This window comes from Haloferula luteola, assembly GCF_014201715.1.
Classification (GTDB): Bacteria; Verrucomicrobiota; Verrucomicrobiia; order Verrucomicrobiales; family Akkermansiaceae; genus Haloferula; species Haloferula luteola.
In genome coordinates this window covers 1-13,238 of record NZ_JACHFD010000002.1, presented here as the reverse complement: position 1 = coordinate 13,238, position 13,238 = coordinate 1, and the positions used below count along the sequence as shown (strand labels likewise).

The window sequence follows — 13,238 nt, the reverse complement described above, 5'->3', positions numbered from 1 at the left end:
ATGTCGAACGAGTCCATTCCTGCCGGTCAGCGTGAGTTCCGGTGCGATCACTGCCATGGCAAGATTCTGATCCCGATCGACTTGCCTCCGACGACGGGGCCATGTCCACATTGCGGGCAGCCGATCACTTCTCCGGTTCCGGAGTTTCCGGGTTCTCCCGCCATTCCTGCGGGGGGGCATCCCTCCGCTTCGGCGGGGGAGAGGATCCCGGACGTCGTGGTGTCTTCGCCAGTCCCGTTGCCGGAGCCAGTATCTCCGATTCCTGCATCAAACGTGGCAGGTGCCCCTCCTCAGCCCGAGGTGCCTGCGCCAGCGAGTCCCGAGAGCGAAGAGCCAAAGCCTGCGCAAGGGAAGGCGGGGAAGCCTTCCTCAGGGGGTTCACGAAAAGGTCTGTTGGTCGGAGCGGTGGTGGTCATGGTGCTCGTGCTCGCCGGCTTGGGTGTGGCCTTGTTTCTCCTGAAAACGCCGGCCACACCGGGGCTCAAGATTCCCAAGCCTCCTCCGGGAATGGTGGGGCGCATGGATGAGCACTATCTGGAGAAAGGATGGGAGACCGACGCTCGAGGCGTATTGTCCGAGTTCCTGCAGGCACGGACGCCCGAGCAACTGGCTCAGTTGTCGATCCGCGGGGAGGAGCTGCTTCCCGAAATGCAGGCCTTCTACAAAAATCGGCCGGTGTGGGATGGCACCACGCCGGAGGAGGCGTTCGCCGTCTATCCTCTCGAGATCAAGGACCGCCAGAGGGGGATTTTCATGCTGATGTATGACCAGCCTCCCGCTTTCCGTATCAGTGATTTCTTCATTCCGCTGGTGCCACTAGGAGTTCAGTATCAAGTGGAAGCGCCGAGCCTGCTGACGGAAATGACCGGTCAGGCCGCGAACTTTGCTTCTGATCCAGTCAAGGTGATGGCCCCCTTCAAAAAGGGCCCCGATGGCTTGAAGGTCGACTGGGAGGCGTTTGTGCAAACCAAGTACCGCCTCTTCCGTGAGTTTCTGGAACTTCCGGAATCGGGCAAGACCGGGGTGTTTCGCCTGCAATTCTGGGAGACCGTTCCGGAAAATCGGGAGCTGCCGGCGGGTGAGCGAGTTTATCAAGCGGTCGATCCCGCCTACTCGTCGGAAGATAGCGGACGGCTGCAGATTCCGGTGGATTCGGAGATTGGGCGGGTCTTGTCAGTGTTGAACTGGCGGGGAACGGACGAAGGTCGACCAGTGATCAAGTCAGCGACCGTCGAACTGCGCTGGTCCGACGACGAGATTCCGCAGTTGGAGATGAGCCGGTTCATCTGCTGGGAGTTTCTGGGAGTGGGCGGAGAAGCCTTGCCAGGAGGAGGCGTGACGAATGGTGGAAAGTGAAACGATTGCAGCCTTGGCCACGCCAGGGGGGACGGGGGCGGTGGCGTTGATCCGGGTTTCCGGACCACAAGCTTGGCAAGTCGTCGAACTGGCCTGCGGACGTCCATTGGGTGAGGCAAGGCGCGCGGTGTTGAGATCGCTGCGCGATGCCGATGGGCGAGTGTTGGATCAGGTGCTGGTGACGCCCTTTCGGGGCCCTGCGAGCTTCACTGGCGAGGACACGGTGGAGGTGGCGACTCACGGAGGCCGCTGGGTGACGAAGCGAGTCTTGGAGCGGCTGCTGGATAGTGGCGCCCGATCGGCGCGGCCCGGCGAATTTACCGAAAGGGCCTTTTTTCACGGGAAGCTCGATCTGACCCAGGCCGAGGCGGTGATGGACTTGATTTCTGCCCAGAGTGACTTGGCATTGCGCGCGGCCCACGAGCAGCTTGAGGGCCGCCTGGGACAGCGAACCGAGGGCCTCCGAGCGGATGTTCTGGGGATCGTCGCACAAATCGAAGCATGGATCGATTTTCCCGAGGAAGACATCGACCCGGACACGGGAGAAGCTCTCGATGCTCGGATGGAAGAGGTTGAGCGAGGAATCAGGGCTTTGTTGGCGACAGCCGACCAAGGCCGGATTCTTCGTGAAGGACTCCGAACGGTGATTTGCGGACGACCCAACGCCGGCAAATCCAGTTTGCTCAACCGATTGCTTGGTGCGGATCGGGCGATCGTCAGTCAGACGGCGGGTACGACTCGAGACACCATTGAGGAGTCTTTGGTGGTGGATGGAGTTCCACTGCGCTTGGTCGATACCGCAGGCTTGCGTGATGCTGGGGATGCGATTGAGGAAGAAGGGATCCGCCGATCCCGGCGGGAAGCGGAGAGAGCGGACCTCCTCATTGTGGTCGCCGATGCGACGCTTTCCCCTGAGGTCGCCTGGCCCGACGAATGGCCACCAGTTTCCCGGGTGCTGCGGGTTTTGAATAAGACCGATCTCGGGGAGCATGCCGGGTGGCGGGATGTGGAGGCGGAAAGGATTTCCTGCGAGGAGGGAGCCGGCGTCGAAGCCCTGCGCACGCGGATCCGAGAAATGGCGGAGCTGGGGGAAGCCGATTGGGGAGAACACTCCGTGGCGATCAATGCGCGGCACCGCGAGTGTTTGCGCAAGGCGGCCGGCGCCATCGGGCGGGCTCGCGCATCCTTGGCGGGTGGGCTGGCCGCGGAGATGACGGCCCTCGAATTGCGCGAAGCGCTCGATGGCTTGGGCGAAATTGCCGGACAGGTGGACACCGAAGAGATTCTGGGCGAGATCTTCAGCCGATTTTGCATCGGAAAATGAACATCGTCGTACTGACCGGAGCGGGCATCTCTGCCGAATCGGGGATCCCCGTGTTTCGGGGTGCCGACGGCCTTTGGGAAGGGCACCGAGTCGAAGACGTCGCCACTCCGGAGGGCTTCGCCAGGGATCCCCAGTTGGTGCACGAGTTCTACAATCGGCGGCGGGCAAAGCTCCTCGAGGTCAAGCCGAATGCAGCCCATGGGGCATTGGCGCGCTTGGAGCGGGAGCTGGACGGGCAGCTTACCTTGATCACCCAGAACATCGACGACCTGCATGAACGAGCGGGTTCAAGGGAAGTCATCCACATGCACGGCGAGCTGTTGAAGGCCCGCTGCCGGCAGTGTGGTGCCGTGGTGGCGTGGCGCGAAGATTTGTCGCGCGCCAACCTGTGCAAGGCCTGTGGCGGAATGGATAGCATGCGTCCTCATGTCGTCTGGTTCGGTGAAATGCCATTTCACCTCGGGTGGATTGAGCGCGAGTTGAATCGCGCGGACTTGTTCGTGGCGATTGGCACCTCCGGGCAGGTTTATCCGGCCGCCGGATTTGTGGGTGCAGCAAAAGAGAGCGGCGCACGGACGCTGGAAATCAATCTCGACCCCGGGGGCACTTCTCGTGATTTTGACGAACATCGCACCGGTCTCGCGAGCGAGCAGGTGCCTGCCTGGGTGGACGAATGTCTGGGCAAACGATAGGTGATGGCTCGTGGATCCGTTGCAGGGTTCACGGCGTTTTTTCGAATCTTTCCATGAAACTGAGCCACCTCTCTTTGATCCTCCTCCTTGGAATCCTCGCCGATGGTGCCGAGGAAGAAAGGGCTGTGCCCCTCGACCCGGCTGCGTTGGTCGAGGATCTCGGCGATGAGTCGTATCCGGTCCGGGTAACCGCCACTCAGGAGCTGTGGTCGATGGGAAAACCTGTGCTGCCCTTTTTGGATGAGGCCATGCATAGCGCCGATCCAGAGGTGGTCGCGCGAGCTCGGGATCTCCAAAGAAAGATCCGCATCGGTCTCCAACCCGATGACGACCCGGAGTGGATCGGGTGGATCGAGGCATACGATTCTGCTGATCTGCAGGAACAGCGGAGAATTGTCGCGGCGCTCTCCCGCAAGCAGGCCGCCGTGATCTTGCTGAGACTTTATGAAATCGAAACGGATCCCGAGCGGATCGAAATGATGTCGCCCCTGATGAGGGGAGTGGCCATCAACGAGGCTCGGCGACGGATTTTGACCGGGGAGGAGGACACCGACAAGATTCGGGAAATCCTGGAGATGGGCCGGGCGGACCCCGGCCAATTGATGGCGCTTGCCGATTTTCACCGAGTTCATGGCACTCTGGAGGCCGAACTGAAGAAGGCTCGCGCCAACCGCAAGAAATCCGGGAATTTGTGGCGGGCATATCTTCAGGCTGCGGCGGGACGACCCGCTGAAGCGGCCCGGGAGGCGGAGGCTGGAGGCTTTTCCGACTCCGCAGCGCGCTGGAAGTTGCTCGCGGGCGATCCTATTCCGTGGGTGATGTCGGTTCCGATCACGGAGCTGCAGATCGTGCCGGAGTCCTTTGAGGCATACCGCGATGCGGTGCGTGGTTTGTGGGAGGGCGAGAATCCGCCGCCGAACTTGATTCAGGGATTGACCCAGGACGTCTCCGGGGATCCGGGAAGTGAAAGTTGGCATTCGGTCGCCGTCGCCTATGCCCTCGGTGCCCGTCAGGAAGCCGACGGGGCATTGGTGCAGATGTCAGTCGATCGGGCATTCAATTATTTGGATTCGAGCGAACGGACGGATGAAGCGCTCCAGGTGCTGGGATTGGATCCCGATGCACCCGATTTCGAAGGGTGGGTTCGTCCACGATTTCGGCGAATGCTTGAAGACCGAGATACGGCAGACGACCTGCAACAGGAGCTGAAATTGATGGCCGGTTTCATGGAACGCCGTGGCTTGGTCCAAGAAGCCGCCGCGCTGTATGGCCCCCTTCTTGATGAACTCTCCCGCAAGGATGAAGATTGGTATCTCGACGTCCTTACTTCCATGTTCAGTCCGGATAGTAGGGACCGCCGTGATCGGCTCAGCGAAGGGGTGATCGAATCCGCCGCGCGTTTTGTGGAGCAGGATCCCGCTCGCGAGGGACGAATTCTGGATCACCTGCTGGGCGATGGATCCCTGATCACGGATCTCTGGGATGAATTGGAGCGGACCGAATCGGGACGCCCGTTTCTTGAACGTTTGAAATTGGCCGAGATCTTGGTGGGAAACCTGCCTGACGTCGACAAGCAGGGGGAAGGGTGGTGGAAGCGCCAAATCGAAGACGTGCCCGACGCTGCAGATCCTTCGGACCGGCTGCGTGGCAGTCTTCTGCTGCAGTTGGCCAGCTATCATCCCAATGCCCGGCGCTTCCTCGAGATTGACGAGCAATACACCCAGGCGGGGATCTCCTTGCAAGACATTGGGGATTTGCCAGAAGACTTCAATCTGGCAAGTCGACGGGTCGAATGCTCCAAGCTTCTCGGCGATTGGAAGAAGGTCAGGGACGCCTACGTCGAGAGGTTCTCCGCCACTCCGAAGGGTGCGCGTCCGATGGTGGACTTGGCCACGGCTTATCGCCGCGTCGGCCAGGAAGAGGAGGCAGAAGTGCTGGAGAGGAAATTGGAGTCCATTCTCCTCGGTGATTCGGCGAGCATGCGCATCGTCGGGGAAATCTACAGCGAGGAAGGGGACATGCAGCGGGCTCGCGAGTGGTATTTTCGTGCGGCCATGATGAGCATCGACGGCGGTGATGAATTCATCCACAGCTGCCATCAATTGGTGTCGGAAGAAAAGACCCTGCAGAACTGGAAGGTCGCCGCCTCATTGGAAGAGTTTGAGCTTCTCCTGATCGTGATGAATGGAGAGGCCGCCTATTCGAATCCAGCGTATTTGGTGACGCTGCGGTCGAGCATCGAGCTATCGCGCGGGATGTCCAAAATTGCGGAGGGCGACCGGTCAGGAGGACTGGCGCATCTGCGAAAGTGGGAGAAAGTTGTCCGCGATGACGAAGACCTTGCGGACTTCTTTGACGGAGCATTTCGCGAAGCTGGATTGGTCGAGCTACACGACGAATGGTTCGATTTTCGGTGGTCCCGTTTTCAGGCCGTGCTGGAGCGCTTTCCAGACAGTCCCAACACTCTCAACACTGCGGCATGGGTAGCGAGCCGCGCCAACCGTCGACTGGACGAAGCCGAATCGGCGGTGACCCGCGCTCTGAAATGGGAGCCTGGAACGAGCTCCTATTTGGACACCTTGGCGGAGGTGTGGTTTGCCCGTGGGGATCGTGAACAGGCGATTCATTGGTCCTCCGAGTCGTTGGCGATGTTTGAAGGTCCGATGGTGCTATTTCCTGAGATCCTGCGCCAAAATGACCGATTTCGGCGCGGGCCACTGCCTCCCCAGTGATTCAGGGCTTGCCGACCGCTATCGGGCCGGTGCATACCCCTGCGCAACGGAGGGGTGGCAGAGTGGTCGAATGCGCCGGTCTTGAAAACCGGAGACGGGAAACTGTCCGTGGGTTCGAATCCCACCCCCTCCGCCATCTCGGCATCTCTCTATTGCGAACTTTTTGATTCAAATCTAGGGATCCAATGCACTTTTCTGATGCTGGTGGTTTAAGGATTTTTAACGAGGATCGTCGAGCAGGCGAGTTTAAAAGTCTCGAATAGACTGTGAGAACGCACGTTGTGTCTGAAGACCAGACAACGCCAGTTGCCGAGTCAGGCGAAGCCCCAGCCCCGATCCGAGCGATCCTCGTGACGCAGCCCGCCCACAGAGATGGGAGACGAATTTCGCTTCCAGCCACCCAGGTCCGCTTCGGATTATCTTTGCCGCAGTGGCGAATCGGTGCCAGTGTCCTGACCGAGGAGGAAGAATCGCGTTCAGCGTGAATTTAATTCAACTCGGCCGATTCGTGCCGTTGGTACCGTCATCAAGGCGCGACGCATTCACCGGCACCAATGCACGGATTTATGAACGCTGTCACTCCTCAGATCTACGTCGGCACTTCGATTTCTCCCGGCCTTGCCGAAGGTCCCCTTCATGTCGGCGATCCACTCGGCGGTTATTTCGATGGTTGGTTCGCGAACGATCTGGGCCCGCATGACTCGGACGAGGAGATCTCGCGGCTCGACAGAGCGACACTCAGCATCTCCGAGGAACTCCTTGCGCTGGCGGAGAAAGTGGAAAGGGAGATTGATGCGAAACTCGCGCAGGTTTTCAGCGTGCACCACATTCTGCTGGAGGACGCGTCTCTCAAGGCAGAGCTACGTAGGGAGATCACCGAGAACCTCGTCAGTGCTGGCAGCGCTGTGAAGACGGTCTTCCTGCGTTGGGAGAACCGGTTTCTCCTGATGGAGTCGCAGATCGCCCGCGACAAGGGCGACGACATGCGGGATCTCTCCCGCCGCCTGCGGGGAGCACTGGCAGGGATCAGCGCCCACCCCTTGGAGGACATTCCGGAGGGTTGTGTGTTGGTGGCAATGCGCCTCCTGCCATCGGACACGATGATCCTCCGCTCGCGATCGACGGTCGCCGTGCTCCTTGAGCATGGCAGTCATGGATCCCACGCCGCTCTTTTCGCCAGGGAAATGGGGCTTCCCTGCATCTCCGGCCTTGCCGGGCTGGTCGCATTGGCGCCGATCGGTGCTCTGGCGCTGGTGGATGCCGAGCACGGCAAGGTGACGGTCCATCCAGCGCGGAATCAGGTCAGAGCGTTCCATGCCGCGGTGAGGCGGAAGAAGGCAGCCAGCCGCATGGCATTGGAACACGCCAAGGGTCCCGCGTTGACCCGCGATCGGGTACGGATCGCCGTGATGGCGAACGTCGGGAACGCCGACGACACCCGGATGGCCATGGAGAGCGGGGCGGAGGGGGTGGGTCTCTACCGGGTCGAGCAAGCCTACATCGGCCGGACCCAACCACCGGACCCGCAGGAGCTCTTCGAGGAAATGGAGCAAACGCTCGATCCAGCCCGGGGGATGCCCGTCTGCGTTCGGCTGTTGGACATCGGAGCGGACAAGCCGCTGCCCTTCCTCGGGTTTCTCGCCGAGTCCAATCCCTCCCTCGGGCGCCGGGGGATCCGCTTGTTGCTGGAGTATCCCGAACTGCTCGATTCCCAGCTTCGGACGATCCTGAAACTTGCGGAGCATTTCGATCTCAGCGTGCTGGTGCCGATGGTCTGCGTGGCCGCGGACATGCTCGCGGTCCGGGAGCGGCTCCGTGCGATCGCGACGCGACAGCGGATCTCGAAGCTCCCGCCCTTGGGGGCCATGCTCGAGACCCCCGCCGCGGTCCTCGACGTGCGGAAGATCGCGAGACATTCCGATTTCGTAAGCTTCGGAACCAACGACCTGACGCAGTACGCCTTTGCGGCGGACCGGGAGAATGCCGCCGTAGAGCGCTATTTCGACGATGCCTCGGACGTCATCTTCCGGTTGCTGGAGATCGGTTGCGAGGAGGCGGGCGACCTCGCCGTCTCGCTCTGCGGCGAGCTGGCCGGGCGGCCGGACCAGGTCTCGCGCATTCTCCAGTGCGGCATCCGGACCCTGAGTGTCGCCCCTCCGCTGGTGCCGGCGATCAAGGAGGCCATCCGCGGCTGCACGCTCGGCCACCAGCCCTGACCCTCATGCACCGCTTCCGCATCATTCACCGAACCTACTACGGATTCACGGGTCAGGTGATCCTCGGCACCCACCAGCTCCTGCTGCGCCCGCGGGAGGGCCATGACCTGAGGATCGAGTCGTCGAAGCTGGACATTTCGCCCACGGCGGTCGTCCGATGGCACCGCGACATCGAGGACAACTCCGTCGCCACGGCAAGCTTCTCCCAACCCGCCAGCCGACTGGCGATCGAGAGCGAGATGATCATCCAGCAATTCAACGAGGCTCCGCTGGACTTCGTCGTCCATGAAGCAGCTACGAACTATCCCTTCGAGTATCCTGCCGCCGACCGGGGCATTCTGGTGCCCTACCTTAGCAAAGGGCCGACGGAAATTGCCGTGCGGGATTGGATCGCGACGCTCTGGAATCCGGCGGAGCGGATTGAAACCTATGAGTTGTTGGGGCGGATCAACTCCCGCATTCACCAAACCCTGCAATACCGCACCAGGGAGGAGCCGGGAGTGCAGTCGGCCGCGCAGACGCTGGCCTTCGGCAGCGGATCCTGTCGCGACTTCTCGGCGCTCTTCATCGCAGCCGCCCGGCAACTGGGCCTGGCGGCTCGCTTTGTGAGCGGCTATCTCAACGCGCCGCCGTCCCCGCGCGACTTCGGCTCCACCCATGCATGGCTGGAGGTCTACCTCCCGGGTGCCGGCTGGAAGGGCTTTGATCCGACCACCGGCGGGCTCGCCGGGATCGACAACATTCCGGTAGCCGTGGCGAGGGACCCCGAATCCGTGCCACCGATCGCCGGATCTTTTCACGGCTGCCCGGGAGCCTCGATGGACGTGGGGGTCTGGGTCGAACCGCTGGGCGCTGGGAGTCGGGCTTTCGGCTGACACTGGACGATGACTCCGGACACGCTTGGTGTAAAAACTTTTGCGAATAAGCTTGCCCGCCATGGTCTTCTGCCCCAAGGTACTCCTGTGGTCCGCGCCTTGGCATGTTCAAGGCATGGAGCGTTGCCAGGTGAGTTTAGTGATTCGGTGGTAATCTGAAACCCGATAAGCGGGAACAGTCTGCACGATACCCAAGGGATCGCGCGAGCCACCTGATATTATGAAAATGTATGTGGGGAATCTCCCCTTCACCTCCGGCGACCAGGACCTTCAGGGCCTGTTCAGCGAATACGGCACCGTAACCGATGTCCACATGCCCACCGACCGCGAATCGGGCCGCCCGCGCGGCTTCGCCTTCGTGACGATGGGTTCCAAGGATGAAATGGAAGCCGCGATCAAGGGTACCGACGGCCAGGACTTCCAGGGCCGCGCTCTGCGCGTCAATGAAGCGCTGGCCCGCGAGGAACGCGGTGGCGGTCACGGTGGTGGCCAGCGCGGTGGCGGCGGCAACCGTGGAGGCGGAGGGCGCCGCTGGTAGTCCCTTCTCCTGCGACTCATTCAAAAGGCGGTGCTCCTCCCGGGGGTGACGGATCATGCTTTCTCTAGTTTCGTAGGGCAGTCCGTCTGTGCCCTTTCGGGGTGACGAGCCCCTTTGCCGGGAATGGCGCGGGACCCTTCCGCCGCCACCTCCATGCCCGCCCAAGCTCCAGCCCCAATCATCCCGCTTCCCCACTCCCCCAATGGGCGAAACGTCCGCTTTCCTCGCGTAGACGCTACGGTGAACACGGAAACGGCGAGCATGCGCCGCCCTTCCATTGAATGCTCAAACATCCGCCCCCCCAAGATGCGTGAATGGGACAGGGGCGGCCGGGATTGCCGGGCCGTCCTTGTTTCAGTTCGGGGCGACTCCATTCGTTCGACGGGTCGCTCGGGAAGACGGGCACGCCGGTTCCGGACTAACAGGATTCGTATCGAGCTCCGTCGGCCTTAGATTAACCTACACCCAACACCGCCGGACCATATAAGTCCGGCCATCGCTCAACAACATGGCTCTCAAAATTCCCTACTCCCGCGTTGACTGGATCAACACGATCTTCCTCCTCGCGATCTCGCTCCTCGCCCTCGTGGCAGCACCGATCCACCTGTTCCGCCACGGCTTGGACTGGTTCATCGGAGGTCTGTTCGCGTTCTACGTGATCGCCACCGGCATGAGCATCACGCTCGGCTACCACCGGCTGTTCTCCCACCTCTCGTTCAAGGCGAAGTGGCCGGTAAGACTGTTCACCCTCGTATTCGGGGCCTGCGCGTTCGAGAATTCGGCGCTCAACTGGGCCTCCGACCATCGCCGCCACCACAAGCACACCGATCACGACGACGATCCCTACAACATCCAGCAGGGCTTCTTGTGGGCACACATCGGCTGGATCCTCTTCAAGGTTCTTCCCGAGCCCCCGCTCGACAACGTGGCCGATCTGCGCCGGGACCGCCTGGTGATGCTCCAGCATCGCACGGACAAGCTGATTGCCGTGGGCGTGGGACTGATCCTGCCCGCCGCCCTCGGTTACTGGTGGAACGGGACGGAAGGGGCGCTCGCCGGCTTCCTCATCGTTGGCGCGCTGCGGGTCTTCGTGGTCCAACAGTGCACTTTCTTCATCAACAGCCTCTGCCACACCATCGGCCGCCAGCCGTACTCCAGCACTTGCAGCGCAAGGGACTCGACCCTGATGGCATTCCTCACCTTCGGCGAGGGCTATCACAATTTCCACCACCGCTTTCAACACGACTACCGCAACGGCGTGAAGGCGTGGGCCTTCGATCCCACCAAGTGGGCGACCTGGTGCCTTGCCAAGGTCGGCCTGGTGTCGGGGTTGCGACGTGTCCCGGAGCACCAGATCCTGCTCGCGGAAATGGATGAGGCGAGGAAACACGTCGGGCGGCAGCTCGCCGATATCCATCAATCGGGCACCAGCGTATGTGACAATGCCTTGCAAGCGGTCCATGCCTTGGAGGAGACACTCGCGCTGGCGTATCACGAGCTCGGCGAGGCAATCGACCGGAAAGCCGAGATCTCGCGGCGGACCCTCGCCCGCTGGCGTCGCCAGACCCGCGAGTTGGTGGAGCGCGTTTCGGCACTTGCCCCGACACCTACGTGAGGTGGTGCGGGACTCCGCGACTTCCCATGCAGTCACAGATCCAACGTCTCCGGAGGTCCGACGGATGATCGACCCATTTTATAGTCTTTGACTCGCCTCGACGAAGGTCTAGGGTGACTCGTTTCGTAGGTGGCCAACGGGCTGCTTGTCGGTGTTTTTTGACACCGCTGCCATGAAGTGCGCGAGATCGTTTCTGATTTCCGCCGACATGATGCGTTCCCAGCCCACCCGCCACATTGCATTCATTGGCACTCATACGCCGCGGCGTTGCGGGATTGCGACATTCACCGCGGCGATCTGCGAGGCGATTGCCGAGGAGTTCCCCGATTCGAGCTGTTTCGCCGGGGCGGTCAACGACCGGGCCGAGGGCTACGACTATCCACCGAGTGTCCGCTTTGAAATCGACCAGAATGACCCGGACTCCTACACGCGTGCGGCAGAGTTCCTGCACATCAACAACGTCGAGGTGGTCTCGGTACAGCATGAATTCGGCATCTACGGGGGTCCTGCGGGTTCCAACCTGCTGGGTTTCCTGGACCAGTTGAAGAAGCCGGTTGTCACCACGCTGCATACGGTGCTGAAGGCTCCCGATACGGCACAGCGCGAGGTGATGAGCCGGCTCGATCGACTGTCGGAGCGGTTCGTCGTGATGGCGGAACGCGGCCAGAGACTGCTTGTGGAGGATTACGGCGTGGACCCCGCGAAGATCGACCTTATCCCGCACGGGGTCATCGACATGCCCTTCGTGGATTCGAATTTCTACAAAGACGTCTTCGACGCAGAGGGCAAGACGGTGTTGCTGACATTCGGTCTGCTGTCGCCCAACAAGGGAATCGAAACGGCGATTGAAGCGCTGCCGGCAATCCTCGCCGAGAATCCCGAGCTCGTCTATCTCGTGGTCGGAGCAACCCATCCGCACCTTGTCGCGACGCAAGGCGAGGTGTACCGGGAAAGCCTTGAGGCTCTTGCCGTCACGCTCGGGGTTTCGGAGCAGGTGGTCTTTCACGACCGCTTTGTTCCGGTGGACGAGCTGAAGGAATTCATCGGCGGAGCGGACATCTACCTCACGCCGTACCGCAACGAGGAACAGATCACGTCGGGGACGTTGGCCTACACGTTCGGGGCCGGGAAGGCGATCGTCTCCACGCCCTACTGGCACGCCAGGGAACTGCTCGCGGGGGACCGCGGGGTGCTGGTGCCCTTTGCCGACGCGTCGGCCATCGCGGCAGCGGTGAACGATTTGCTGGAGCATCCCACGCGGATGACCGCCATGCGCAAGCGGGCGTGGAAGGAAGGCCGGAACATGATCTGGCCGGAGGTGGCGAGACGCTACATGGAGAGCTTCGACCGCGCCCGCGCCGGACTGAGCGTGCCGGCTGTCACGGGGATGGACCGGCGCAGCTATCCGATCCCCGCGGTCAAGCTCGATCATCTGTTCCGGATGACCGACCACACGGGAATTTTCCAGCATGCGATCTACAGCGTGCCGAACTACCACGAGGCCTACTGTACGGACGACAACGCCCGGGCATTCATCTACACGGTCTTCCACGAGCGGGAGCATGGACCTGATCCGGCGATCGACCGTCTGGCGAGCACCTATCTCGCGTTCCTGTGGTATGCCTTCGACGCGAACACGCGCCGCTTCCGGAACTTCATGAACCATGAGCGGCACTGGCTCGAAAGCAAAGGCTCTGAGGACAGCCATGCACGCGCGCTGTGGGCGGTCGGCACGGCACTCGGACACTCGCAAAACGAGGGCTTCCGCAACCTTTCCGCTCTGCTCTTCCAGCGTGGCCTCGAACCGGTGAAGCACTTCAGTTCGCCTCGAGCCTGGGCGTTCACTCTGGTGGCGATTCATGAGTACCTCCATGCCTTTTGCGGTGACCG

At 61.6% G+C, this 13,238-nt stretch carries 9 protein-coding genes and 1 tRNA gene; all 10 read left to right on the top strand.

What is annotated here, in order from left to right; translation table 11 throughout:
• Positions 1-1,356: a hypothetical protein gene (locus HNR46_RS02010; protein WP_184015322.1), complete on the top strand. Its 1,356-nt coding sequence runs from the start codon at positions 1-3 to the stop codon at positions 1,354-1,356.
• A gap of 13 nt (positions 1,357-1,369) precedes the next feature.
• Positions 1,370-2,680, top strand: coding sequence for a tRNA uridine-5-carboxymethylaminomethyl(34) synthesis GTPase MnmE (gene mnmE / locus HNR46_RS02005; protein WP_246417871.1), 1,311 nt, complete (start codon positions 1,370-1,372; stop codon positions 2,678-2,680).
• A complete protein-coding gene (cobB, locus tag HNR46_RS02000) occupies positions 2,677-3,372 on the top strand; it encodes a Sir2 family NAD+-dependent deacetylase (RefSeq protein WP_184015318.1) in 696 nt (231 codons plus the stop codon). Before mnmE ends, cobB begins: the two co-directional genes overlap by 4 nt.
• Before the next feature lie 53 nt (positions 3,373-3,425).
• Positions 3,426-6,104 (top strand): tetratricopeptide repeat protein, encoded by a 2,679-nt coding sequence (locus HNR46_RS01995; RefSeq protein WP_184015316.1) that lies wholly within the window; start codon positions 3,426-3,428, stop codon positions 6,102-6,104.
• A 48-nt stretch (positions 6,105-6,152) separates the two neighbouring features.
• Positions 6,153-6,240: transfer RNA gene (locus tag HNR46_RS01990), tRNA-Ser, on the top strand.
• Between the two features lie 430 nt (positions 6,241-6,670).
• Positions 6,671-8,320, top strand: coding sequence for a putative PEP-binding protein (locus HNR46_RS01985; protein ID WP_184015314.1), 1,650 nt, complete (start codon positions 6,671-6,673; stop codon positions 8,318-8,320).
• A 5-nt stretch (positions 8,321-8,325) separates the two neighbouring features.
• Positions 8,326-9,195, top strand: a complete 870-nt coding sequence (locus tag HNR46_RS01980) for a transglutaminase family protein (RefSeq protein ID WP_184015312.1) — start codon at positions 8,326-8,328, stop codon at positions 9,193-9,195.
• 220 nt (positions 9,196-9,415) lie between these two features.
• Positions 9,416-9,733, top strand: a complete 318-nt coding sequence (locus tag HNR46_RS01975; protein WP_184015310.1) for an RNA recognition motif domain-containing protein — start codon at positions 9,416-9,418, stop codon at positions 9,731-9,733.
• A gap of 508 nt (positions 9,734-10,241) precedes the next feature.
• On the top strand, positions 10,242-11,348 hold the full coding sequence (locus HNR46_RS01970; protein WP_184015308.1) for an acyl-CoA desaturase: 1,107 nt from the start codon (positions 10,242-10,244) through the stop codon (positions 11,346-11,348).
• A gap of 172 nt (positions 11,349-11,520) precedes the next feature.
• A partial coding sequence (locus HNR46_RS01965; protein WP_246417870.1) for a glycosyltransferase family 4 protein occupies positions 11,521-13,238 on the top strand: 1,718 nt, incomplete at its 3' end.